Origin of the sequence: Fluviicola sp. (assembly GCF_029266855.1) — a bacterium.
Classification (GTDB): domain Bacteria; phylum Bacteroidota; class Bacteroidia; order Flavobacteriales_D; family Crocinitomicaceae; genus Fluviicola.
Genome location: NZ_JAQSWB010000002.1, coordinates 398,366 through 425,053, shown reverse-complemented (window position 1 = coordinate 425,053; position 26,688 = coordinate 398,366). Strand labels below are relative to the sequence as shown.

Sequence of the window (26,688 nt, the reverse complement as noted above, 5' to 3'; positions counted from 1 at the left end):
GATGTTTAGTAAAGTAAAAGCAGCATTTACCTTAATGCGCTGGTTTCATGAACTGGTTGTTATGATTCCATTTATTGCATTGTATCTGAGTACTTATTATTTCGGAGAATCTAACATTCAAACTCCGTTGTCGGGCATTCTATTACTGTGTTTCACCGTTCAATTACTGATTGCTGCGGGTTGTGTTTTGAATGACATCCGGGACAGGGATATCGATGCAGTGAACAAACCCAATACACGAATTATCGGACGCATTTACAGTCTGAAAGAAAGTTACTTACTTTTTGTTTTGCTCATGATCCTTGTTTTAGTTTCGAGTATTACTTTGACCTATTTCTATTTTCCCGACTGGTGGTGGATATCAATCAGCATCGTGTTTTTCTCTTTTGTTTACAACCTGTGGCTCAAACGTACTCCTCTTTTCGGAAACCTGCTCATGGCTGCGATGACAGCTTGTATCGCATTGGTTATTAAACAATACCTGGCAGCAGATCTTCATGCTTTGAACAGCGAAAAACTAAAACTACTCTTTGATTTGTTTGCACTTATTTCGTTCGCAATCATTGTACCCCGCGAACTGAGTTTAGACATTTCTGATTTACAGGGTGACCTCAGTGATGGATGTTACACGCTTCCTGCTAAGATCGGCGAGCAAAAAAGCAAATGGGTAGTCGTATTTCTACTCTTTACATTTGTGATCAGCGGATTATTCATCCAATATTTCTATCCGAATCAACGAATTACATTCGGTGTGGGAACTCTTTTGCTGATCATCTATTGTATTTGGTTATTCCGTTGCAAAGAGCGTATCGATTATATCCGGGCAGGACGATTTTTGTGGGCGATTATGATTGTTATGTTCTTGCTGGCAACTTATTTTACGTTTGTGTAGGTTGAAACGGTAGATGCACAGACTTTAAGTTGCATCTGATAAGGTTTCCACTGAACTCACGCGAAGTTTATCGGGATTTCGATATTAGGTTGATAGCAAGGATTTCAGGATAAATTACAGAATATTTTCAGCAGGACTCTCATTAAATCGGTTGCATATTCGCGATATCAGGTACTGGTCAGTGATAGCAAGGCTTTCAGGACAAATTGCAGAACACTTTCAGCAGGATTCTCACTAAACCGGTTGCATGTTCGCGATATTAGGTACTGGCCAGTGATAGCAAGGCTTTCAGGACAAATTGCAGAACGTTTTCAGCAGGGTTTATTCTTGTGACATTTTTTCAATCTGTGATGTCTAACAGGAAATAAAAAAAGCCCTCTCCACCATGGCGGAAAAAGGCTTCTTCTATTTTATTCTGTTTTGACTTACGCCAATACTTCTTTCACTTTATCTGCTGCTTCCTGCAACAATACAGCTGAATGCACATTCAATCCTGAATCATCAATGATCTTCTTCGCTTCAACAGCATTTGTTCCTTGCAAACGTACAATGATCGGAACAGGAATATTTCCAATGCTCTTGTATGCATCAACAACTCCCTGAGCAACACGGTCACAACGAACGATACCACCGAAGATATTGATCAAAATTGCTTTCACGTTCGGATCTTTCAAGATGATGTGGAATGCTTTCTCAACACGTTCAGCATTTGCTGTTCCACCAACATCCAGGAAGTTTGCCGGGCTACCTCCGGAATATTTAATAATATCCATAGTTGCCATTGCAAGACCAGCTCCGTTTACCATACAAGCAACGTTTCCGTCCAATTTCACGAAGTTCAATCCAGCTGCATCAGCTTCAACGTCCAATGGATCTTCTTCCAATGTATCTCTCATTGCTACGTAATCCGGATGACGGAACAATCCGTTTCCATCCAAAGTAACTTTCGCATCAACTGCAATAATTTTATTATCTGAAGTTTTCAATACCGGGTTGATCTCGAACATTGCCGCATCACATCCTTCATAAGCACTATACAAGTTCACAACGAATTTTGTCATTTGCTTGAATGCTTCTCCGGACAAACCAAGATTGAAAGCGATTTTACGCGCCTGGAATCCTTGAATTCCAACACGAGGATCGATTTCTTCTTTGAAAATCAAATGTGGTGTATCGTGAGCAACTGTTTCAATATCCATTCCTCCTTCAGTAGAATACATAATCGTATTACGACCTCTTTCGCGATCCAATAAAACAGACATGTAAAACTCTTCTACTTCAGCTTCTCCAGGGTAATAAACGTCTTCAGCAAGCAATACTTTGCTAACCAATTTCCCTACACCATTTGTTTGAGCTGTTTCAAGATGACCACCAAGGATTCCTTTTACTTTTTCTTCAACCTGATCAATTCCTTTTGCAAGAACTACACCATGAGAACCAGTTTCTTCAACGACACCTTTTCCGCGGCCCCCAGCATGGATCTGTGCTTTAACCACATACCAACCAGTTCCGGTTTCTTCTGTCAATTTCTTAGCTGCAGCAACTGCATCTTCTACTTTTTCTACAACAACTCCGCGTTGGATTGCCACGCCGTATTTTTGTAAAATTGTTTTTCCTTGATATTCGTGTAAGTTCATGACAACTTTTTAAATTTTTTGGTGCGCTAAAGGTAAACATTAAATCCTTTCGCGCGTCATTTGAAATGTGGGAATTATCCATATCTTTTTATTGAATTAATTTCCAAAAAGAATCCTACTGAAATCATCAAACATAGCTAAACACATATTCACAAATCTTTTCCTTAATCGTTATTTATAAAACATTTTCTTACATTTGCCTCATGAACAAACACATGCATAGCAATACTTATTATTATCAGTTTCTAATCCAGGGAACCGAATAAGTCGTTATGTAAACTTTTATAGCTGAAAAGCCCGGTTCTTATGAATCGGGCTTTTTTTATTTAATTTTTTTTGAAATGGAACAAGAATTTGAAAAGTACACCAGTGAGGATTTGGCCGTATGGTCGCTGCTGTTCGAGCGGCAAGTGAATAACCTGCAGGAAAAGGCATGTTCCGATTACCTGGAATCACTGGAAAAGATGAGAAAGGTGCTGAACCCAATGGAATTACCCAATTTCGAGCGCATCAATGAGTGGTTTAAAATGAGTACAGGCTGGGAAATTTATTGTGTACCTGGATTGATCGGAGTGGAGGAATTTTTCGACCTTTTGTCGGAAAAGAAATTTCCTTCGTCTACCTGGCTGCGTTCAAAAGAGAAACTTGATTACCTGGAAGAGCCGGACATGTTTCACGATATTTTCGGGCATATTCCCTTGCTTTGCAATCCGGGGTATTCGGAATTTGTTCATGAGTTCGGAATGCTGGGCAAGCGGTTTAGCCATGATTCACGTATCTTAGTGGAATTACAGCGCCTGTATTGGTTTACCATTGAATTCGGACTGATTTCGGAAGAAAACAAACTACGTATTTTCGGAGCGGGAATCATTTCCTCTTTTCACGAATCCATCTCAAGTATTTCTACAAAGGGAACGACCCATTCCGAATTCAAGGTGGAAACCATTCTTCAAACGGATTTTTGCACGAGCGAGATCCAACAGAAATACTTCGTGATTGAAGATATTTCACAATTAAAAAAAGCAATAGAAACACTTACTAAATTATACTCTCATGAACTGGAGCATCATAGCGAATCGATTTAGAACCGTCGTAGAATTCGCAAACCAAACAGAACTTGCTTTCTTCCTGGTCGAAGTGGCACAATTAGCAGATCAAATGGATCATCATCCGGATTTAACAATCAGGCATTGCAGTGAACTGAGTATCTCGGTTTACTCACACGATCAGCAGAAAATCACTAAACGCGATCACCGTTTGGTAGAAAAGATCAGTGAATTGTATGAGAATTGGAAAACCAGGAAAACGGACCAATAATTGGCAGGGTGAAAAAAATTTCATTCGGACCAAAGGTTTTTTCGCAGGAAATTGTCTGTAGTGTAAATCAAAAGAAAAAACGATGAAAAAACATTTCTTATTACTTGCACTATTAGGCGCAACATCTTTCTTAAATGCGCAGTCAATTCCAAACGGTGGATTTGAAACATGGGTAGATTATACTTTTTATGAAGATCCGCAAAACTGGTCGGGTATGAACGTTATGACCATGCTCGGAGCTGATCCGACAGCAGTCAAATCAACAGATGCACATTCCGGCAATTACGCACTAAAGCTTGTTACGAGTGTGAGCGATATTGGAGGTGATGGCGAAATGGACACAGTACCGGGAATTATCATGCTGGGAAATGTTGATATGATGAGCGGGACAGGAACCGCAGGAGCTGCTTTCACTCAGCGCCCGGATTCATTGACAGGCTGGTACAAATTAATTTCCCCGACCAATGTACCCTTTCAACTGCAGTTCAGTTCAACGAAATGGGATGTCGGAACACAAAGTACAGAAACAATTAGTATTGCCAGTTATCTGGGAAACGCCAGTTCAAGCTATGTTCGTTTCAGTATTCCGATTACTTATACGGAAAATGGCAATCCGGATTCAATCCAGATTATTATGAGCAATACCTATAATGGATCCGGTGTCGGCAACCAACTATTCATAGATGACTTAAGCTTCGTTTACAACACTCCTGCCGGATTAGAAGAGGAAACCTCCGCTTTCATACTAGCTCCCAATCCTGTTACATCGGCACTCCGAATTCAAAGCGATCTGCCGATGCAAAACATCCGCATTACCGATTTAAATGGCAGAACTGTTTTTGAAACGGATGCAGACCAATTCAATTACCAGGTGGAAACAGCTGACTTCACCAACGGAATATATTATTGTACATTATTCTTTGAAAACGGCAGCTCCCAACAACAAAAATTCATCAAGCAATAAGTACCCTGTCAGTCACCCCTACTTCGAGGTACAAAGGTCCGCAAATGCGGACCTTTTTTGATAGAAAAACGTTTTTTTCTTCATTTCAACCCAAGGATTTTGAAGTGAAAATTGTCTTATAGACAGAACAACTAAAATTAAATATCATGAAAAGAATAATCGAAAAAGCAGGCACCCTTGCAACAATTATTTTATTAAGCGGAACATTTGCATCAGCGCAGGAAGAACCCGTTTCAAAAATGAAGAACTACCTGGAAGTTTCTTATGGTCCGCAAACTAATTTAAATCTCCAGGCTTTATCGGCCATAAACAGCGACCAGGATCAGTTTGAATTCAATCATTTTAATAACCTGGGAACTTTTGGTCTTCGTTATGATCATTTATTGAATCCTGGGTTCAGTTTGGGAATTGACTTTTATTACCTGCAACGAAGATCTACCGGAACAATGACAGACAGCAGCGGGATACAAAATGATGCCGAATACATTATCAACCGTTTCAAAACACAAATACGCCTGGCATATCACTTCCCTATTTCAAATCCGAATTTAGATGTGTACCTGGGAGGAGGTATTGGTATCAACAATCAAACTAGGAGATTGCTGATCAATGGAGAATTGACCTCCAGCAGAGAATATCCATATAATTTTTACTTCCCGATTTCATTGAGAACTTATGCCGGATTGCGTTATTCCTTTTCGAAACATTTTGGTGCAAATGCGGAACTGGGAATCGGCGGACCTATATTAAATGTCGGTTTTCACTATCGATTCTAAACCACTTCCATTTGCTAATTTTATTATCAAAATTCCGCTGTAAATTTACAGCGGAATTTTTTTTCAAAAAAAAACAACATTTGACCAAAGGTTTTTGATTTGACAATTGTTTATTCACCGGAACCTCATCTTTTGAGTAGCATATGAAAAGAACACCTCAACATTCCATTTGGAAACTCGTGCTTTTAATCGGGATATTAATACCGGTAGTTGGTCGCACGCAAGTAGCTGACAGCACCTATAAAAAATTCAACCTTTCCCTGGGATATGGATTAGTAAGCTATTTCCACAGTCCTAACCAGGAAGTAACGATGTATTATGTCAGTGATTCCATTAACAATATCCGGTCTTCTCAGACAGACATCGTTGTTACGGATGTGAAAATCAAACCACTTTTCCTGCGATTTGATTACAAATGGGACAAAAAAAACAGCATTGGTTTCATGGCAACCTACAATGGATACCGGGCTTCAGGTACGCGAACCGATTCTATCTGGAACAGCACTTCTTCATCTTATGACATTTCCAGCAAAGGGATATTTTACAGCATGAACCGTTTGCGTTTCCAGGTAGTATATACCCGTCATTTTTTTGTTGACCGTCCGAAAGTGAATACTTATTTCTACACTGCACTGGGAGTTAACCTGAAGTTCAGCAAGTTCAGAGAAGATGACCAGGAAGGAGTCCCGGGCGATTCAAGTTTTGATCTTTCACGCGGTTTCCCGATTGCAAGCAGGTTATGCTATGGATTACGCTACAACTTCAGTAAAAACATGAGTTTGCTCACTGAAGTAGGACTTGGCGGACCATTATTATCGATCGGTTTAACAGCTAAATTTTAATACAACTAAAAACGTATCCCTTGGAAAGCGAATTGATTAAGCGTTGTATTGAAGAAGACAGAAGGTCGCAGGAACTCTTCTATAAGCAATGTTATGCCAAATTTATCGGTACAGCTTATCGCTATGCGAATGGAAAAGAGCAGGCAGTTCATTATTTCAATTTGGGTTTTGTAAACATTTTGCTTAACCTAAAGCAATACCATCCTGAGAATCCATTTGATTATTGGGCAAAGCGCGTACTGATCAATACCATTTTGAACGAACTGAAAAAGGAAAAACGCGAAAGAGAACGCGTTCTGCCCATTGAAGATATTACTCAATATTCCCAAACATCATGGGATACGGAAGTGGATGAATTGCTGCAGGAACGAATTGAACTGATCAGGGAGAAAGCAAACCTGTTGCCTCCTATGACCAAAAGTGTATTCAATCTATATGCGATTGACGGCTACAAACATCATGAAATTGCCAGTTTGCTGGACATCAATGAAAATACCAGCATGTGGCACTATTCCGATGCGAAGAAGAAATTGCGAAAAATGTTAGACCTCAATTAAGGTGAAGATGAAAGATTTTAACAACACAGAAGACTATCCTATTCCGGAAGGATTGGAATTCAACGAAAGCTACATGCAGGATGCCTTTGCATTGTACGACGCGGAAAAACAAAAGCGCAGACGCCGTCTGTTGATTTGGTGGATCATTTCGTCGACAGGTTTTGCTGCTTTATTGTTGATCGGGATTTATTTCTTCACAAATGGAGTAGCTCCTTCAAATACGGATACGAGACATCCATTGGCCGAAAACAAGGTTTCAGGCAGCATAAAACCGGATACTCAAACCGGTTCGACAATTTCAACAAAGGCTAAGGGGAACAAGGAACAATCTGCGGAAACAAAGGGGGTGAAAAAACCTTTTGCAGACGATAAAAAATCTGTAAAAAATAATACTGAAAGCAAAACCAGAGCTGCTTCAAACATTAGTGTAACAAATCAAAAAGATAAAACGAGAAGTAAATTCACCAAAAACAAAACGAAAAAACACAAAAGATCAACTTTCATTCCTGCTGCTTCGGACCAAGTTAATCCGGATGAATCCGAGCATAATACAGTGAAACAAAAAGATACACGGAACACAAGTCCGGATTCCGATGACTCTCAGGATAAATTAACCGGAAAAACAATCCGTGATTCCTTGTTACAATCCGATCTCACAGTTTTACCGACAAGACCGGCATATTTAGCTTTTCCGGGGGACTCAACTCAGTATTTAATCACTATACCGAATCCTCCGCATCAAGCGGATACTGATTTCAGGAAACATTCTGTGTATATCAACCTGGGAGTGAATACTTTGTTTGGAATGAAAGAATTGCAAAACCGGGCAACATTCAGAGAAAGTATCGGAGTTTCTTACAGTTATCAGATCAACCCGAGATTTACTATCGGAGCAGGGTTGGAATACCATTCCATCTCCAGGATCTCCTACAAACGGAAGGTCGGTGACACCACAGATTCGGATAATACAACTACCATTCTGAATAAAACTACCCTGAATTACATCAGTTTTGCTCCACAAATGAGTTTTCAGCTGGCAGCGAAACACAGGTTGACAGCAGGCTTGGGAGTTGAATACCTGCTTAAAGATCCGGGGGAACGTTATGAAATTCAGAATTATACTTCTGAGGAAAACAGCAGAGTAAACAGTAAACTGTACTACAGCACTTTTAATCGTTTCAACTTCTCTGCTTCGCTTGGGTATTCATTTCAATTCAGCAGATACATGTCGGCACATGCTCTTTATCATTTCGGCTTCACCGATATTACCAAAAACAATTCGTTCAACAAGACCTTTGACAGAAACAGCAGGCTGCAACTGGTTCTGAAAATCAGGTTATACTAAACAAAAAAAGGCTACTGTGAATCAGTAGCCTTTTTATATTTCATCAAATTCGTTAATGTGCATGTAATTTCCAGGTGGAAGTAATGTTTCTTGAAGCAGCATTTTTATTTGCTTTCTCAGTCAGGTCATTCCAGATCTGACCGATCCCTGCCTCCAGGGCCGCTTTCTCATCTTTAAACATATCCCACATTACTGTCGGGTCTTCAAAATAATGTTTCACGAAATTAGTATCGAAATCGCCTGAGCGGAATGCCGGATGCATCATCACAAATTTACCAAAGTCCAAAGTAGTTTTCAATCCTGAAATTTGGTAATTGTTTATCGCAGTGATCATTTTTTCAATAGCTTCCTCACGTGTTTCACCCCAAACAACCAACTTGGCAATCATCGGATCGTAGTAGATCGGAACCTCCATTCCTTCTTCAAACGCATCGTCTACGCGCGCCATATCTTTTCTCGGTCTGCGGTACCTGTTTAATGTTCCGATATCCGGGATGAATCCGTTCAGTGTATCTTCTGCATAAACACGTACTTCAATGGAGTGACCGTGAATATTTAATTCGTCCTGTAATTTGGGTAAACGCTCTCCTCTTGCAACGCGTACCTGCCATTCAACCAAATCGGTCCCGGTAATTTCTTCCGTCACGGGATGCTCTACCTGCAAGCGCGTGTTCATTTCCAGGAAGTAGAAATTCAATTCTGCATCCAAAAGGAATTCCACTGTTCCTGCACCTTCGTAATTGCATGCTTTACAAACAGCCACTGCAGCCTCTCCCATTTGACGGCGGAGTTCAGGTGATAAAATGGCAGAAGGTGCTTCTTCGATAACTTTTTGGTGACGGCGCTGGATAGAGCATTCACGTTCGAACAAGTACACTGTATTCCCCAACTGGTCGGCAAAAACCTGGATTTCAATATGACGAGGTTTTGTTACAAATTTTTCAATAAAAACCGCATCATCACCAAAAGAAGAACGCGCTTCACTTTGAGCCATTTTCATTTGCTCTTCAAACTCCTCATTGTTGTTTACCAGGCGCATTCCTTTTCCACCACCACCGGCGGATGCTTTGATCAGGATCGGGAAACCGACTTCTGCAGCAATTTTTTTAGCAGCTTCAACATCGGTGATCGCTTCGTCAACTCCGGGAACCAAAGGAACGTTATAACTTTTCACTGCCTGTTTTGCGGAAAGCTTATCTCCCATCAATTCCATTGCTTCGGGGGAAGGTCCGATAAATTTAATACCTGCTTCCTTTACTTTTCGCGCAAAACCTGCATTTTCCGACAAGAAACCATATCCCGGGTGAATTCCTTCAACCCCTAATTCCTTGCAATATTTTAAGATCAGGTCCTGTTGCAAATAAGATTCCGACGAAGGGGATTTTCCGACATACACTGCTTCATCCGCTTCCTGAACGTGCGGAGCCAAGGCATCGGCATCAGAATAGATCGCTACGGTAGCGATATTCATTTTCTTTAACGAGCGGATTACTCTTCGAGCTATTTCTCCTCTATTTGCAATTAAAACTTTTTTCATAGACAATTTCAATGGAGTAAAAGTAATTAAAGTGCAATTAATGACCTATAAGATCGGGATACTTTAATTATAAAATGGAAGAAATTAAGGATTGGGAGTTGTTTCTTCAGGTTCTGTTTTTGGTTCTTCAGGTACAATAGGAACGTCATCCTCTTTTTTCTCCGGAATAGCAGGCGACTGACCCGGAATATAATCTACGGGAACGCGGTTTTTCCGTTTGGAGTTATTTACCTTATTTTTCTTTCTGAACAAGTTTGCAAAAAACTCAATGATCCGCGATTCGCTGATGTTGTTAAAAGATTCTTCGTAATGTAAACCAACACCCTGGGTGAATTCCCCTTTATCCTTATTACTCAGAATTCCCTTGTCATTTGATTCATTGAAGATCGAAACCCGGAAAGTTCCATCCTCGTTGATCAGGTATTCCAGGTTAAAACTACCGATCAGGGAATTCTGAGTAGCACCGGTAGAAGTATTGTTCGAAACCCCCAAAGAGGTTTTTAACACAATGTTTTGTTTTGCCCCGTATGCGCGCTGCAACCCGAACTGGAAATTCTTATCGCCCGTTACTGAGTTATCATTGTAACCAACGTTCATTTTCACATCTTTGGACAACTGATCCAAAGCCGCATTGATTTGGCGTGTAATTACTTCTGCAACTCCACCGTAACTGCCGTTTGAGCTTCCTCCCACTCCCTGGAACCTGTTAAACACCAGAAGGGTGAAGAATTGTTTTTGTAATTCGTCTTTATCTGACCGGATCTTACTAAGTACAGCTTTCCCGGATTCACTGACGTTCGGAACCTCAATATCCAGTGTAATGGAAGGATTCGAAAGCGTCTGACCAATATTCAGAACACAACGCACCTCCGATTTCGTTTCCGAGGATCCACCGATCTGGTCGCGGTTCAATTCGTCCAAACTTGCATTTACCCTGTAGTACGCCTTAATATCCAGATTTGCATCGTACGGACTTCCTGTCCAGGTAATGTTACTTCCCTGGTCTATTTCAAAGGTTTTCCTGATCGGGTTCAAAACGAAATCGTATTGTCCGCTGTTGATAATGTACTGACCAGTCATTCGGATCTGGTTCAGGTTATCGACTGATAAAAGAATATTACCCCGGCCTGTTGCACGTATTTCTTCCTGTGTCTGGTCATTCAGTATCAAGCGTATATTTGCTTCAGGTGTTGCGGTAATATCCAGGTTCAAGTTAACTCCCGTTAAATCCAGCTTCCTCTCTGCTTCAATGCTATCCGTACTAAAGTCGATGAAATCAAATTCACCGATCTCTTTTGCGCCATACATTGGCAAAATGACTTCAGTTCCTTTCTTAGTTTTTGCCCTGACATCAATTTCAGTATTTCCCTTCTCGATCAGAATACTCGCCGTACCTGTTGCATATGCTTTTCCATAGTACACTGTTCCTTCCTTGTACCCGGTATTCAATACCATGAATTTATCTGTAGGACGCAAAGGCCGTTTACTGACAGGATCCCTGAACCCACCCACGGATTCATCAAAAGCCACATCAAAACTTAGTGAGAAATCTTTGAAATTGTTGTGGAATATAGTTGCAAGTGCATAAGCAGTATTTCCATCATCGTCCAGTACCGGGAACGCTCCATAAATACCATCGTTCTTTCCGTCAAATTTAAGCGGACCGCTCAGGCTGTAGTGCGTTCCCAGAACCCCAACTTTCAGACCTCCGTTTTTCAATTGCAGATTTCCGGTAATTTCCGGTTCTTCCAAGCTTCCTTTTGCTTGAATAACTCCCTTGATGGTTCCCGAAATATCTGAAATGACTTTCGGATCCATGAAAGCATTTGCAAAAGATAAATTCATGTCCTTAAACTCAAGGTCGAAGTTGATGTTATCATCCTTCTTCATCGGCAAAATGTAGCCGTTGAAATCAAATGTTTGCAGATCGCGGTATTTTAAATCGCCGTTCAGAATGATCTTTTTTTCCAGGTCGACCCAGATACCGTTCAAGTGAACATCCCCGACTTCCTGTCCCTCCAGGAAAAGATCTCTCAAAACAAAATCTCCGTCAACTTTAATATCTGTAAACGGTGTTGCCAGGCGGGCAGTTCCATCCAAACTTCCCTGCATTTTGATTTCCGATCCCAAAAGTGATGAGAATTCTTCCACATGCAATTCATTCGCATTGATTGTCAGATAATCTTCCGGGTTTTCGGATAAAATACCATTAACCGATAAGAACTGATTCTCTCTTTCCAGCATCAGGTGTTTAATCTCCAGGTGTTTTTTCTTGTAGATCAGCTGACCGGTGTTCATAATTTCCCACTTGTGGTTTTTAACTGAGAAATAGGAAGGTTTTACCTGGATATCAAACTCCCCTTCTTCACGAACGTCTACAACAAAATCAAATTCGGAAGTATTCGGCACCCCAATATTCCAGCTTAAATCTGTCTTATAAATGTTTTTAGTCCCGTCCATTGTGAGCTGGATATTCTCCACATCCAGGGAATCCCTTAATTGGGTCTTGCCGGCATTCAATGTTAGCGTTCCGGTTCCGTGTGTAAATTCCTGATGTAAAACCACATTGGTCATGTAAGCATCACTCTTCTCGTTCATCAGCTTTTCATAGCTTATTTTGGACGATTGTATATCCAGCATCTGGTGATGTGCCCGTGAATCAAGTTCAACTTTCACAACAGTCCCGTAAGCGATCTCTAATTTCGGGGCGAAAATATTTAAGAAGTCCTGTGAATTTTTAATCGTAGCAGTCATGTCAAAATGATCTTTCGATTCCATTCCCTTTGGAAAAGGCTTAGGAGAAAAGTAAGAAGGGAATGCATCGGAAAGTCCGTTATTAACAGCGATAGGAATCGTTTTGAAATTGATCTTTCCATTTATATCGGCATCCACAATATCACTTCGCAGCTCAAAGCGGTCACTTTCAGGATTCCGTTCGATGTAAAGACTTAATTCCGGCAAAGTCATTTTTTTACCTTTCTCAATGAACTCAATGCTGTTGGCATTAATTAAACCTTCATACGTTTCCAGAGAACTTCCTCTGAGATCCAGGTCCAGGTTTCCGGTAAATGAGGATTCCGGGTCTTTCACAAAGTTTAAATGTCCCAGGTTCGCTTTTTCAATCTGAACTTTGAAATCGAAATGCTGGACTTTAGAGACATCAATAGCTCCGTTAAATGCCAGCTTTAAATTAGGATCATCAACGTTTAGGTCCGCATCCAGGACATTTTCAATGAATGAACCGTTGCTTACTTTAATGTTGGAATAAGTATACTCATTGAACCTGAATTTCGTGATATCCCCTTCGAGTGTTTCCAATCGGATCATATCTTTTTGGCCAACCACACCACTTAAATAAACCTGGCCGGCTACATTTCCAAACTGGGAGTTATCGAGGAATTTCGCCAGGTTAAAGCTATCAACTACAATGTCGTATTGTTTATCGCTTGTCCGGTCAAATGAATAGCCTCCTTCTTTGAGTTTCTTAAAAATGATCTCGTTATCTACTTGAACAGAACCCAGTTCTGATCTCAATTTATCACTTTTCAGGGCAAACTTGTCTACAGAACCCTTCACACTGGTATTTTGAAGTTCGGCATACTCAAGCCTGTCTATCATTTCAGCAAAGTTCATATTATTCCTTCCTGCATCTTTGGGAAGTTTGATTTCTTCTACATCCGAAAAATCAATGAATGCATAATCAATTTGTTCATTAAAACCCGAAGCTGAAAGATCCCTGAAATCCGGCAGGGAATAATTCCCGCGTACAACACTTCGGGAGCCAAAACGCAAATCCAGGTTGTCTATTTTTAAATTCTTTACTTTTTTAGTTACAACGGCACTCAATGAAACCATTTCGTTCATCCCTTCCAAAGCTGTCCCAAATTGGGAGACATCCCAAAAGCTAACCCGCGAAGAATCTATTACCGCATCAAATGACACACTATCCACGAAATCATTAATTCCTTTCAGGGAATTCATCAACATGTTTAATTTGGAAGCATAGATCGTGGAACGCGAAGTATTGATTTCCACATTACTCAACAGAATTCCCTTATGCGGATCGATAACCGCGTTCGCGAATAAGCGCTTTAACCAAAAACCTGATTTTTCCTGGGTTTGCAAATGCTTTAACTGAAATGACAGAACTCCTTTTTCCTCCTCGAAATCAACTATGTGAAGGATTACATCATTAAACCTCAAATGGTCATAATCCATTCCGTAGGTATTCCGGCCCTTCCGGTTATCGTCATAGGAAATAGTCACCCATTCGATATTCACATTATCAATCGTAACTTTAGGCGGATCCGACTTGGGTTTCTTGGATTTTTTGCCTGAGAAATAATCAGCAATAAACTCGTAATTGTAATCTCCATTGATCGAATCCCGTGTAATTCCTACTCTTCCTTTCAGAAGCCCAACGCTTCTCAGGTTGATGAATTCACCTCCCGGGTCAAAGCTCTTGACGCGAACCATGATCTGATTCAGCGAGGCCAGAGTATCCCCTTGAAGGTCCCGCACAAAAACGTCCTTCAAATAAATCTTATCAAAAAAAACAATATCGATCTTGCCAATGCGCAATTCCGTATTTAGTTCCTTAGATAAAAAATTAGTCGCGAGCGATCCCAAATAAGTTTGAAATTGGCTTGTACGAATGGCAAATGCCAAGAGTATGAGCACCAAAAGCACCCATTCAAAAGAAATCCCTACTATTCTACCTAGTATTTTGAGTACTTTTGTCATGTATTATATACAAATTTAACAAAGTTGAGCCAACAATCATTAGTAATTTTAGGAATTGAGTCATCTTGTGATGATACTTCAGCTGCCATACTCAAAGATGATACCATTTTATCTAACGTTACGGCCAGCCAGGCAATTCATGAACAATATGGTGGCGTAGTCCCTGAATTAGCTTCACGTGCACATCAACAGAACATCATTCCCGTAGTTGACGCAGCCTTAAAAAAAGCCGCTGTTTCACTTAAAGATATTGATTTAATTGCATTTACACAAGGTCCCGGACTGATGGGCTCATTGGTTGTAGGTACTGCATTTGCAAAATCACTGGGTCTTGCACTGAACAAACCAATGGTTGCTGTTCATCATATGCATGCCCATATTCTGGCTCATTTCATCAATGAAGGAGTTCCCGTACCACACTTTCCATTTGTTTGCATGACCGTTTCAGGTGGACACACGCAATTGGTCCGGGTTGATTCTCCGACAGAAATGATCGTGCTTGGGACAACTATCGACGATGCAGCCGGAGAGGCTTTCGATAAAACAGCAAAAATATTAGGCTTCCCTTATCCGGGCGGTCCCTTAATTGATCAATACGCGAAAGAAGGAAATCCCGCTGCCTTTTCTTTTGCAAAGCCTCAGGTTGAGGGTTACAATTTCAGTTTTAGTGGTTTAAAGACCTCCGTACTTTATTTCATCCAGAAAGAAGTAGCCAAAAACCCGCAGTTCATAGCGGAAAATAAGGCTGATTTGTGTGCGTCTATACAGGCTACCATTTTGGAGATTCTTTTCAAACAACTCCGGAAAGTATCAGCTGACACGGGAATCAAAGACATCGCAATTGCCGGTGGGGTTTCTGCAAATTCAGGCTTGAGAAAGAAATTGGAGGAAGAAGGAAAAAAACTCGGATGGAATGTATTTATTCCAAAATTTGAATATTGTACAGACAATGCTGCAATGATCGCAATTGCCGGAAAGTTCCTGGCAGAAAACAATCAATTTGCAGATCAGACTGTTAGTGCAAACGCACGATTACCATTTGTGAAGCCATGAAAAAAGTTGAACTCCCCGAAGCATTCGTTGAACGAGTAAGCCATGATCCATTCCTGGGAGATTCACTGCTCCGGGCTTTGAATGAAGAACAGCCGATTGCAATCCGGATCAATTCATCTAAAGGCCCTTCTGTTTTTAAAGATCTGGAAGAAATTCCGTGGTCGAAAACCGGATTTTATCTCCAGGAAAGACCCGTTTTCACCCTGGATCCGCATTTTCATGGGGGCCGGTACTATCCGCAGGAAGCCGGTTCACAATTTATCGATTGGATTTTAAGACAATTGGATTTTCCTGACGAGCCTGTTTTACTAGACTTATGCGCTGCACCGGGAGGAAAAAGCACGCTTATTGCGGATTTTTTGAATGGAAAAGGCTTGTTACTTGCAAATGAAGTGATCCAGAACAGATCGAAGATTTTAAAGGAAAACCTGACCAAATGGGGTGCTAAAAACACTTTGGTAAGCAACAATGATCCGTCAGATTTCGAAGGTCTGAAAAGTTTGTTTGACTGCATCCTGATTGACGCTCCCTGCTCAGGTGAAGGGATGTTCAGAAAAGATCAGGAAGCACGCAACGAGTGGTCCGTCGAATCTGTAAAATTGTGTGCGGCACGGCAGAAAAGAATCGTGATGGATGTTTGGGATTCTCTGAAACCAAATGGATATCTGATCTACTCAACCTGTACTTTCAACACCGATGAGAACGAAGAAAACGTACGTTGGATCTTAGACCAGACGGATTCCAAAATTCATTCCATGGAGATTCCCTTTGCTAAAAAAGGACGTGATGGGATCGGATATTATGCACTTCCTTCGGAACTGAAAACAGAAGGTTTCTATGTCGTTGTCATTCAAAAACAAGGAGAAGAGCGTACACACAAGATCAAATCAAAGAAAAAAAGCTCACTGACGCGATTAAAACCGGAGGCCTGGTTCAACGAATGGGTTGGCGATTCAACATCCGAATTTATTCAATGGAACAATTACGTATTTGCTATTCCGGCTGGCTTATCAGAATTGGCAGAGACACTGCATTCCAATCTTCGGATCATCAAACTGGGGACAGAACTCGGGGAAATTTCCAGGAAAGGATTAATTCCGAATGAAGCACTCGCTCTTGACTCAAAGCTTCTTTCAGAGCACGTCACCGATATTCCTTTGACGCGCGAACAGGCATTGCATTACCTGAAAGGTGAAACATTCAGCCTCGATGGAAAGCACGGATTTAATACGGTCTCCTTCGAAGGGACAAGACTCGGCTGGATCAAACATCTGGGGAACAGATTCAATAATCTTTTCCCGAAAGAATGGCGGATCAGAATGCGGATTGACTAATACGTCGGGCGAAAAAAATCCAGTTTCCCTTTCTTCAGATCTCCGATGAAGATACTCGATTCACCTAACTTTTTTCCAAATTTACCTGTGTTTTGATGAAGTAACAGCAATTCTCCATTTTCTCTTACTTCCTTCACAACGGCAAAATGTTTTTCCATTTCTTCGAAATACTTGATCCCATTCTGCATTCCACCGAATTTCACCCCTTTAAATGCAATGATATCACCCGGAGCAACGCATTCTTTTTTGTAATCATAAGGCGTTCCAAAAACATCATACCCATTCCACTTGGCATGGGTTTCATTCAATGCCAAACTAAGAATGTCCCAGCATTCCCCCCTCAGGATCTTCTGTCCCATATAAGGTTTTAAAACTTTCAAAATCTCTGAATTCAACGTGGGAATGGAATCACAACGTTGGATCTTTTGTGTCTTGCCATGGAAAGAAAGCACCAGAGCAAATACGAGCATGCCTAAATACTTCATGTGTTTGTGATGTTGATAGTATAATGTATAAATATAGAAAAGTTAAAATGCAATTTGATATTGTAGCACCAACATATTTTTACGTCTCGTTTGAACAGCCTCTCCCAAAGCATTATTTTCAAAAACAGGCCTGTTCTGCCAACCCAAAGATAATTTAGCACCATGAGTCCCGTGAATCAGCCAGTTAATTCCACCTTCCAACATTACAGCCGGGTCTTTCAATGCCTGGAATTGCGAGTATTGGACTTCCAAATAAGGCATCAGAGTTCCGTTATCTTTTAAGAGATCATCTTTGAATTTGTATCCAAATTGTGCAAAGACGATGTTCCCGGTACCGATCATCGGATAGTTTACACCGGGTCCGTTTAATGTTCCTTCCGCATTTACTCCGTTTGCGGGGTTCATCCCATTCAGCATCCTGATATAATTTTTCCCGTAGTTGAAATTATTGTAAGCTACATAAGCGCTCAATGCTGCTCCTTTCTTTCCGATCGGAAGATCCAGGAATACATCCACTCCAAGCAGCAGCAAGCTTGTACGAATTGTATCTCCCACAGGATCTGTATGCCACATTGCTTGGTTTTGCTGAACCCAGCCTGCTCCAAGGTTCAATAGTTTCTTTTTACCGAGATAAGTCCCGCTCATATATGGATTTGGTGTCACCTCCTTCTCGAAAAACTGCCAAAACAAATATCCTGAAGTCTGAGCCCGGGGAGCTTCCGTATTAAAGTTCGAGCTTGAACTAATCGGTGGAACAGGTACGGTACTATTCTTCACGGACATTGGTCTGCTCAGGGCTATACGATAATTCAATTTAGAAACTTCACCTTTTAAATAAAGTGATAATTTACGGGCAAACTGGTCATTGATTCCATTTGTTGCCTGCTGGTAAATCGGAGCATCCAATCCCATAATATTTGCCACAGCGGGTGACGAAAAGCGTGAAACACCGCCCCAAGCTGTTAATCCTCCTCCGATCTGTATTTGATTAAGCACCCTGAATTCCGTAACTGCATCGTGTAAAAAAGCACCGGTGTGTCTTGGTTGCAAAAAACTGAAATTGTTTTGACCGAATTGGGTGTAGAAATAAACCCTGTTTGTCAGCTGTCCAAAAGCCTGGATACGCCATCTCCTGATGCCAATATCGCCATAACTTGCTTTCGGTGTTCCGTCAATAGTAGTTCCCGGATTGAAATCAGAATACCTGGCCCAGGTTTGGGCCAAAAAAGTACCTTTAATGTAGTTTGTCCCTGATTTATTAATATTTAGCTTGAGTTCAGGAATAATTATCCTGCTTGAATCTTTTGCAGTTTGAGCATTTACTGTGTATGCCAACACGAACAAGGTCAATCCAACAATTAAGTTTCTCATAATTTCCTGCTTTAGATTCCCCAATCAATTATCCAGGGATAAATGGTTGCATTAAAGCGTGCAAAAATAAGCATGGAATAAATGCTTTCAAAGCAAAAAGCCCGGACATTTATCGTCCGGGCCTTCCTTTATATATTAAAAGTAGTCGGTAATCTATTTAAGAATATTAATTGCTCCCTTGAATGTTCTCCTGGAATCCGTATACAAATCCTTCACACTAGCGATCCACGAATAAGCTCCGGCCTGAACAACCTTACCATTGTAGGTGCCGTCCCAAGCAGTATTAGGATCGTGTGTTTCCCAAATAACCTCCCCCCAACGGTCAAAGATCATTAGTTCAAAATTATACTCATCAATTCCCGAAACATAGAATTTCCATGTTTGATTGAATTCATCACCATCAGGCGTAAACGCATTTGGAGCGTAGAAAATAATATCACTATTCACCGACAAGATCCGTTCTAAAGTATCTCTGCATCCTTCAGGAGTTTCAACGATCAACTGAATGGTATATGTTGCGACAACTCCTTCCGGGTAATGGAACGTTGGATTCTGATAAGTGCTACTGTTTGGATTTGATCCAATTGAAGTCCATTCCCAGTTCACAACGTTAGGGCTCGATTTATCCTGCATTTTAACAACCGTTTCAAAAATAGTTGTTGGATTTGCCGACATGGAAAAATCTGCCACAGGATTTGCAATTACATTCGCGATCCCCGGGAATGTATTGGTAGTAACACACCCCTGAATAGAAGTTGTTACAACACTTATGGTATAAATTCCGGCTGTTGTATAAGTATATGTTAAGTTCGAATCACCATAAAACACACCCATATCCCCATTTCCAAAATCGACTACAACCGAATCAATTTCCGCACTATTGTTCGATTGATTAATGAAAACAAATTCACCAGGTAAACAGGAATACGGAAGATTTGAAACATAATTCGGAACAATTGCAGTAGGGAAATTGATCATCATACATGAGTCCGTACTTGGCGACCCGCATTGCTCCGTTAATTCAACACAATATTGAGTTCCCGTAGCAGCCGGATCTACCGTAATAGAAGTTCCCGTGCCGATCACAGTTCCGTTCTCCCTCCACGTAAAAGTATAATATGAACTGCCGTTACCGCCTGTTCCCTGTACATTCAACACTATAGAAGCTTCAGGGCATATAATCGTATCCGGAGTAAGGCTCGTTATTTTTAAAGGGGCCGGCTCACCAATTGTTGTGGTTGTTGTGATTACACAGTTATTTGAATCTGTTATTGTTACCGTATGAGTTCCCGCATACAAATCATTCGCTAAAGGACCTGTTGAAGCAGAATTATCCCATGAATAAGTATAGGGAGCCGTTCCATCCACTACACTGATTTCCACTATTCCGTCATTTGCACTATTACACGTAACATCTGATTGGTTAATAATGGTCGATACCATACCTGGAATTTCTGAAACAATTACCTCAACAGTATCCGTACAGCCGGTTGATTGAGATGTAGAAACAATACAATGATAAGTACCCGCACTTAGACCTGTGGCAGTCTGTGTCGTTTGTCCGCCTGCATCATACCAGTTATACGAAACAACACCAAGTGGAGGAGTCATCGTTGCCGTAGCAGTTCCGTCGCTGCCTCCAGGACAACTTACCAATGTGGAAGAACCGCTGAATGTGGCGTTGGTATTCGGTACATTCACATTTACATTTGCACTACAGCCCAATGTATCTGTTATTTGAACAGTATAAGGTCCCGAGACTAAATTTGTTGCAGTTTGAGTTGTCTGACCTCCTGGAGACCAGGTAAAAGTGAAGGGTGCCGCCCCTTGTGTCGGATTCACGGTTGCGGTACCAACGCCTCCAAAGCAATAATCTGTGGTTGCCGTTGCCGTGCCCGAAACGACTTGTCTCGTAATAAAAGTGGTATCACTTACTCCTCCGACCGCCGCATTACATGCAGTAGCTGTTAAATAATAACCCGTGGTCCCCGGAGGAACGGTTGTTATATTTAATACCCCACCGCCATATGGGAATAGTCCCCCATTTGTACTGGCCCACTGAATACTGTTATTCGATGTTGATGTAACGGTATAATACTGAACGGTTGCTACAGAATAATTAGAAGTATTATTTGGCGCAATCGGTGTAAATCGTTTACCGTCCTGATTCGCGTTCCAAACCGTGTTATTTCTTCCCGGTGTAATTGTTGCGACTGTACCCGCTGAATTATGAACCCCCTGAATTGCCAAACCGCCATTCCAGGTTGCACAATTCGGTTTCTGCCCGATCATCATATCAATGATGTTACTTGTCTCATAAAATACGATAGCACCATAATAACAAGTGTTCTGACATTGAAAGGCATTCACACTTTCAAACAAGACCACAAACTTCCTGTTCGGAGCAGTTCCAATCGTCTGATATTTGATAGGTCCGATGGGTGCTTGAGAAGGATTGATATCCGAATAGAATAGCATCGCTGAATTTCGCGTTGTGGTGAGGTTTGCCGTTTGTGGCAAGGTACCCATCCCTACTAAACTCCAGGGACAGCCGGTGTTTGCATTTGCAGCATTAAAACTGATCAGACCATTTGATCCGATTACACAATTGGTGTAATTAGCTCCATAAAAATTAAATGTAAATCCGATTGGAATCAATCCTGAATAAGAATCATCCGAAAGCTGAGGAAGAGTTGTCGCATTATTTAAAGTAATTCCCGACCCTAATATTGGCCCTCCCCCCGAACAATTTGTTATTTGAACCGTTTGACCGGCACAAACTGTCGCATCCTGACCCAGACAAAGTGCTACCTGGGCATTTAATACACTGTTTGAAACAAACAACAACGCACATATTAAAATTATCTTCTTCATAATTACCTTATTGTGTTGCTTTTAAAACGATTTTTTTAATTCATAGTTGCTTATTATGAATATAAATAAAGAAAAACAACAGGTAAACGGTATAAACAACTGAAAAACAACGCTTAACAAATAATTCAGAAGTCATTTATTTAACAAAACCACATAAATAAATGATGAATAGTCATTACATATTCCTTTCATTTTCAATATATTAACTTTTTATTTTCGAAACACCATGGTAAAACACCATATCTAACTGTAAATCATTCAATGTTAAATAATTACAAAAAAAATCCCGGTCCACCGAAGCGGACCGGGATTCCCTGATCTATATTAAAAGTAGTCTGGTGTTTTATTTAATAAGGTTAATGGCTCCGTTGAATACTTTCGCATCGTCCCAATACAGATCTTTCACCCTGGCAACCCAGGTATAAGCTCCTTCCTTAACAGGAGTGCCATTATATGTTCCATCCCATGCTGAATTTACGTCATGAGTTTCCCAAATGACTTCTCCCCAACGGTTGAAGATCATTAATTCGAAATCATACTCATCAATTCCCGAAACATAGAACTTCCAGCTTTGGTTGAACTCATCACCGTCTGGTGTGAACGCATTTGGAGCATAGAAAATGATGTCGCTGTTCACTGTCAAAATTCGTTCAACCGTATCCACACATCCTTCCGGAGTTTCAACCGCCAATTGAATCGTATAAGTTGCTACAATTCCTTCCGGGAAATGGAATGTCGGATTCTGGTATGTACTGTTGTTCGGATCCGAACCAGGCGAAGACCACGTCCATTGAACGACAGTCGGACTAGATTTATCCTGCATTTTCACTACTGTTTCAAAAAACGTAGTAGGATTTGCAGACATTGTAAAGTCAGCCACCGGGTTTGCAATAACATTTGCAATTCCAGGGTATGAGGCTGTTGTTACACATCCCAATTCTGAAATAACAGTGACATCAATCGTATAAATTCCTGCCGCTGTGTAGATATAATGAATACTGTCATTCCCATAAACAACACTCTCATCACCATTACCCAATTGAACCAATACTGAATCAATCGGATCATCATTGTCTATAGAAGCCGGATCCAAATAGAAGATCAAATCTCCAGGCAGACAAGAATATGGTTTATTTGCCAGATAAACAGGCGCAAGCGATGTCGGGAAAGTGATCATCATACAAGTATCGGTACTTGGAGAACCACATGCTTCCGTTAGTTCCACACAATATTGTGTCCCTGTGTCTATTGGATCTACCACAATTGATGTTCCTGTTCCGATTACCACTCCGTTTTCTTTCCAGGTAAATGTGTAATTTGAATTTGCGGGGCCATTTCCGCCAGTTCCGTTCACGCTGATCGTTGTTGAAGATTCCGGGCAGATAATTTGATCAGGAGTTACGTAAGTAATTTGTAAAGCCGGTGGTTGAGCTAAGGTTTCGGTTCTGGTAATAATACATCCCAGTGCATCCGTAACGGTTACTGTACTCATTCCAACATACAAATCATTTGCCGTAGCAGAAGTTGAAGCCGAATGATCCCAAGCATAACTGTAAGGAGGAGTTCCCTGAGCAACAGCTACGGTTAAAATTCCATCATTAGCTGAATTACAGGTTACATCACTAATAGTAGTAAAGCTTGCTGTCATTCCCGGAATCTCATTTACCGTTACATTCACAGTTCCTGTACATCCGATAGTTGATGTGATGACACAAGAGTAAGAGCCAGCAGATAAACCTGTTGCAGTTTGTGTACTCTGAGCGGAAGGATCATTCCATGCATAAGATAAAGTTCCAACTACAGGAGCCATGTTTGCAGTTGCAGTACCATCCGAACCTCCAGGGCATGAAACCAAAGTAGAAGTAGCAGAATATGCAACCGGGTTAGCACCAACTGTTACAGTAGTTGTTCCGGTACATCCGTTCGATAAAGTAATAGTACAGCTATAAGTTCCAGGTAAAAGTCCAGAAGCCGTTTTTGTAGTTTGCGCCGCCGGATCATTCCATTGGTAAGTAGCTGTAACACCAGCACTTGTTGGGTTACCAGGAATGTTATAATTTGCCGTAGCAGTACCGTTATGTCCCATCGGACAAGAAGCATTGGTGGTAGTTCCACTATATGTTGTATTGATATTTGCTACCGTTACAGTTGCTGTTGTTGGAGGCACAGCAACCCCATTAGCCGGGTTCGGACTTGAAGACACCTGAACAGTATATGTTCCCGGCGCAACGTTGCTGACGCTTTGAGTTGTTGGGTTTCCAGGGATATTCCAAATATAAGTATATGGAGCAAATCCTCCGTTCACAGTTACTGATACCGAGCCTGTAGCCTGATTACAAGTTGCAGGAGTTGAAGTAGCAGTAGCGCTGAAGCTAATACCATTACAGCTAACACCACCTGTTGATGGGTTTGAGGTATTCGGTTGCAAACTGATTGTTCCTGGGGAACCATTAAAGTTCGTTACCAATAGAATATAGACTTGTCCGGCAACTGCACCTGCAATATCTACAAATTCCGTAGAAGACGCGGAATAAGAACAGTCTACAGTCGGTGTGTTCGGCCCGATCGGGCAACCGGCAGCAACACTGGTATAAGGTCCGTATAAGGCAAAATCCACGTCAATTCCACCTCCACCGGCAGTTGTTTGCGTCAAAGTCAAGTGAATACTTCCGCTGGTTCCAATGGAAAATGCCAGCCAGTTTGCATTGGGCGTTGAGCCTAAGCACTGGTAACTCCCCATGCTTGGAACACCTGTATTACTCGCATAGGAACCTGCTGTTGAACATCCTGCCTGATTACAATTTGCTCCGGGAGCAAGTTGTGCAAGTACATTCAGGTTCAGTAGTAGTCCTAATGAAAGCAACGTATTTTTAATCGTTCTCATAGTATTAAATCTCTTAGTAATTGGGTTAGATCGAATATTCGGCTGCATAGCCGGTAATTACACCATTCATGGTTTGAATCAATGCTGCAAACTCTTCTTTTGTAAAAACAGCTTGTGATTCTATAATAATAGAAGTCACGTCATCACTTAAAACAAAGGAAGTAATTCGGGCATCATTAGTTAATAAAGTTTCAAGGGCTCCTTTTTGAGAAACGCTTATTCCGCTAAGTCCGATAACATGATGTGCTTTCACACCAGATAAGATATCAACACCGTCTATCTTATTTTGATTCATCTTATTTTGAACTGCGGAACCGGATAATTCGTAAATTTTTTCATACACCTGCCCGAAGGACTGAAAGCTGCATAAAGCAAGGCTAAAAGTGATTAGTAGAACAATTTTCTTCATCTATAAATTATTGATAACACATGCAAAAGACGAAATTATTAAGGATAGGTTGTCTCTTCCTTTTTTAAATATTATCAATACCCTCTTTTGAAGAAACAAAACGGGTCTCACACCGATTATATTTCGATTACTTATAATGTTCTATAAAATTTCGGCTTCATTTTTAAAATTAGTTACATTTGCCCCACGTAAAACAAAAGCATTTAATAATATGTCAAGTAAATACCAAGCACAGATTGACGCTTTTATGGACAAAGTAAGAGCAACCAACGGTCATGAAGCAGAATTTTTGCAAGCTGTTCATGAAGTTGCTGAAGCAGTTATTCCTTTTATGGAAGAAAATCCAAAATACAAGACTGCAAAAATTTTGGATCGAATCGTTGAGCCGGAAAGAACGATTATGTTCCGAGTTCCGTGGTTGGATGATAAAGGTGAAATTCAGGTAAATCGTGGTTACCGCGTAGAATTTAACTCTGCGATCGGGCCATACAAAGGAGGACTTCGTTTCCACCCTTCTGTTAACCTTTCTATCTTGAAATTCTTAGGATTTGAACAAATCTTCAAAAACTCATTAACGACTCTTCCTATGGGAGGTGGTAAAGGTGGTTCTGATTTTGATCCTAAAGGAAAATCAGATAACGAGGTAATGAAATTCTGTCAATCTTTTATGACTGAGCTTTCTCGTCATATTGGTGCTGATACGGATGTACCTGCCGGAGATATCGGTGTTGGTGGTCGTGAGATCGGTTACATGTTTGGTCAATACAAACGTATCCGTAACGAATTTACAGGAGTATTAACAGGAAAAGCACGCAACTGGGGAGGATCTTTGATTCGTCCGGAAGCTACAGGATACGGTACTGTATATTTCGCAAAAGAAATGCTGGCGACAAAAGAAGATTCTTTCTTAGGTAAAACAGTTGTTGTTTCAGGTTCAGGAAACGTTGCACAATACGCTTGTGAAAAAGCTACTCAATTGGGTGGTAAAGTAGTTACACTTTCCGATTCATCAGGTTACATTCATGATGCAGAAGGTATCGACGCTGCGAAACTGGCTTTCGTAATGGAATTGAAAAATGTAAAACGTGGTCGAATTGAAGAATACGTTAAACAATTCCCATCTGCAAAATTTGTTCCAGGAAAACGTCCTTGGGAAGTGAAAGCTGACATCGCGTTGCCTTGTGCTACTCAAAACGAATTAAATGGTGACGAAGCAAAAGCATTGATCGCAAATGGTGTAATCTGTGTTGCTGAAGGTGCTAACATGCCTTCTACTCCTGAAGCAATTGGTGCATTCCAGGCTGCTAACGTGTTATTCGCTCCGGGGAAAGCATCTAACGCAGGTGGTGTTGCAACTTCAGGTTTGGAAATGTCTCAAAACTCTTTACGTCTAAGCTGGACTGCTGAAGAAGTAGATGCTAAATTGCACAATATCATGATTTCTATCCACGAAGCATGTGTTAAATACGGTAAAGATGCCAAAGGAAATGTTGACTATGTGAAAGGTGCAAACATTGCAGGTTTCGTAAAAGTTGCTGATTCTATGATTGACCAAGGTTTGGTATAATCGAAAAAATAAATATCCTGAAAACCGTCCTGAACAATCAGGGCGGTTTTTTTTGGCTCATAAGCAAATCAACCACTAATCTGTTCGGAACAGGAAAGTGT

General features: G+C 40.9%; 19 protein-coding genes. 11 read left to right on the top strand and 8 right to left on the bottom strand.

Annotation, left to right across the window (positions count from 1 at the left end; all coding sequences use genetic code 11):
- Position 1 precedes the first annotated feature (1 nt).
- Complete coding sequence (locus tag K0S23_RS07240) at positions 2 to 892, top strand: UbiA family prenyltransferase (protein ID WP_300355764.1); 891 nt, start codon at positions 2 to 4, stop codon at positions 890 to 892.
- Positions 893 to 1,317: 425 nt separating this feature from the next.
- Here the strand turns inward: K0S23_RS07240 and sucC are convergent, their stop codons facing one another.
- Positions 1,318 to 2,529 (bottom strand): ADP-forming succinate--CoA ligase subunit beta, encoded by a 1,212-nt coding sequence (sucC, locus tag K0S23_RS07235; protein WP_300355763.1) that lies wholly within the window; start codon positions 2,527 to 2,529, stop codon positions 1,318 to 1,320.
- A gap of 341 nt (positions 2,530 to 2,870) precedes the next feature.
- Between sucC and K0S23_RS07230 the strand changes: the two genes are divergently transcribed.
- The 7 genes from K0S23_RS07230 to K0S23_RS07200 all read left to right on the top strand — a co-directional run bounded on the left by K0S23_RS07230 (position 2,871) and on the right by K0S23_RS07200 (position 8,330).
- A complete protein-coding gene (locus K0S23_RS07230; RefSeq protein ID WP_300355762.1) occupies positions 2,871 to 3,614 on the top strand; it encodes a phenylalanine 4-monooxygenase in 744 nt (247 codons plus the stop codon).
- Entirely contained in the window at positions 3,583 to 3,846 is a 264-nt protein-coding gene (locus K0S23_RS07225) for a 4a-hydroxytetrahydrobiopterin dehydratase (RefSeq protein WP_300355761.1), read from the top strand. Before K0S23_RS07230 ends, K0S23_RS07225 begins: the two co-directional genes overlap by 32 nt.
- An 82-nt stretch (positions 3,847 to 3,928) precedes the next feature.
- Positions 3,929 to 4,810, top strand: coding sequence for a T9SS type A sorting domain-containing protein (locus K0S23_RS07220; RefSeq protein ID WP_300355760.1), 882 nt, complete (start codon positions 3,929 to 3,931; stop codon positions 4,808 to 4,810).
- Positions 4,811 to 4,956: 146 nt separating this feature from the next.
- On the top strand, positions 4,957 to 5,586 hold the full coding sequence (locus tag K0S23_RS07215) for an outer membrane beta-barrel protein (RefSeq protein ID WP_300355759.1): 630 nt from the start codon (positions 4,957 to 4,959) through the stop codon (positions 5,584 to 5,586).
- 143 nt (positions 5,587 to 5,729) lie between these two features.
- Entirely contained in the window at positions 5,730 to 6,428 is a 699-nt protein-coding gene (locus tag K0S23_RS07210) for a hypothetical protein (RefSeq protein ID WP_300355758.1), read from the top strand.
- A gap of 20 nt (positions 6,429 to 6,448) precedes the next feature.
- Positions 6,449 to 6,985: an RNA polymerase sigma factor gene (locus tag K0S23_RS07205; RefSeq protein ID WP_300355757.1), complete on the top strand. Its 537-nt coding sequence runs from the start codon at positions 6,449 to 6,451 to the stop codon at positions 6,983 to 6,985.
- A 7-nt stretch (positions 6,986 to 6,992) separates the two neighbouring features.
- Positions 6,993 to 8,330 carry an outer membrane beta-barrel protein gene (locus K0S23_RS07200; protein ID WP_300355756.1) on the top strand — a complete coding sequence of 446 codons (1,338 nt, stop codon included), beginning with the start codon at positions 6,993 to 6,995 and terminating at the stop codon, positions 8,328 to 8,330.
- Between the two features lie 52 nt (positions 8,331 to 8,382).
- Here the strand turns inward: K0S23_RS07200 and K0S23_RS07195 are convergent, their stop codons facing one another.
- Together K0S23_RS07195 and K0S23_RS07190 are read right to left on the bottom strand one after the other, a co-directional pair.
- On the bottom strand, positions 8,383 to 9,867 hold the full coding sequence (locus K0S23_RS07195) for an acetyl-CoA carboxylase biotin carboxylase subunit (RefSeq protein WP_300355755.1): 1,485 nt from the start codon (positions 9,865 to 9,867) through the stop codon (positions 8,383 to 8,385).
- Positions 9,868 to 9,951: 84 nt separating this feature from the next.
- Entirely contained in the window at positions 9,952 to 14,610 is a 4,659-nt protein-coding gene (locus K0S23_RS07190) for a translocation/assembly module TamB domain-containing protein (RefSeq protein WP_300355754.1), read from the bottom strand.
- Positions 14,611 to 14,634: 24 nt separating this feature from the next.
- On the opposite strand from K0S23_RS07190, the gene tsaD reads away from it, so the two are divergent.
- Together tsaD and K0S23_RS07180 are read left to right on the top strand one after the other, a co-directional pair.
- Entirely contained in the window at positions 14,635 to 15,663 is a 1,029-nt protein-coding gene (gene tsaD / locus K0S23_RS07185; protein WP_300355753.1) for a tRNA (adenosine(37)-N6)-threonylcarbamoyltransferase complex transferase subunit TsaD, read from the top strand.
- Positions 15,660 to 16,997: a hypothetical protein gene (locus tag K0S23_RS07180; protein ID WP_300355752.1), complete on the top strand. Its 1,338-nt coding sequence runs from the start codon at positions 15,660 to 15,662 to the stop codon at positions 16,995 to 16,997. Before tsaD ends, K0S23_RS07180 begins: the two co-directional genes overlap by 4 nt.
- On the opposite strand, the gene K0S23_RS07175 is transcribed toward K0S23_RS07180, so the two are convergent.
- From K0S23_RS07175 to K0S23_RS07155, 5 genes are all read right to left on the bottom strand, one after another.
- Positions 16,994 to 17,482: a hypothetical protein gene (locus K0S23_RS07175; protein ID WP_300355751.1), complete on the bottom strand. Its 489-nt coding sequence runs from the start codon at positions 17,480 to 17,482 to the stop codon at positions 16,994 to 16,996. The two genes, K0S23_RS07180 and K0S23_RS07175, sit on opposite strands and share 4 nt — an antisense overlap.
- A 42-nt stretch (positions 17,483 to 17,524) precedes the next feature.
- Positions 17,525 to 18,853, bottom strand: a complete 1,329-nt coding sequence (locus tag K0S23_RS07170; RefSeq protein ID WP_300355750.1) for a hypothetical protein — start codon at positions 18,851 to 18,853, stop codon at positions 17,525 to 17,527.
- A 153-nt stretch (positions 18,854 to 19,006) separates the two neighbouring features.
- The gene (locus tag K0S23_RS07165; protein ID WP_300355749.1) at positions 19,007 to 21,727 is read right to left on the bottom strand and encodes a gliding motility-associated C-terminal domain-containing protein; all 2,721 of its coding nucleotides are present in this window, start codon (positions 21,725 to 21,727) and stop codon (positions 19,007 to 19,009) included.
- A 343-nt stretch (positions 21,728 to 22,070) separates the two neighbouring features.
- Complete coding sequence (locus tag K0S23_RS07160; protein ID WP_300355748.1) at positions 22,071 to 24,611, bottom strand: gliding motility-associated C-terminal domain-containing protein; 2,541 nt, start codon at positions 24,609 to 24,611, stop codon at positions 22,071 to 22,073.
- Positions 24,612 to 24,636: 25 nt separating this feature from the next.
- Positions 24,637 to 25,020 carry a hypothetical protein gene (locus K0S23_RS07155; protein ID WP_300355747.1) on the bottom strand — a complete coding sequence of 128 codons (384 nt, stop codon included), beginning with the start codon at positions 25,018 to 25,020 and terminating at the stop codon, positions 24,637 to 24,639.
- Positions 25,021 to 25,231: 211 nt separating this feature from the next.
- Here K0S23_RS07155 and gdhA point away from each other — a divergent pair, with 211 nt between their 5' ends.
- Positions 25,232 to 26,587 carry an NADP-specific glutamate dehydrogenase gene (gene gdhA / locus K0S23_RS07150; protein WP_300355746.1) on the top strand — a complete coding sequence of 452 codons (1,356 nt, stop codon included), beginning with the start codon at positions 25,232 to 25,234 and terminating at the stop codon, positions 26,585 to 26,587.
- Positions 26,588 to 26,688 lie beyond the last annotated feature (101 nt).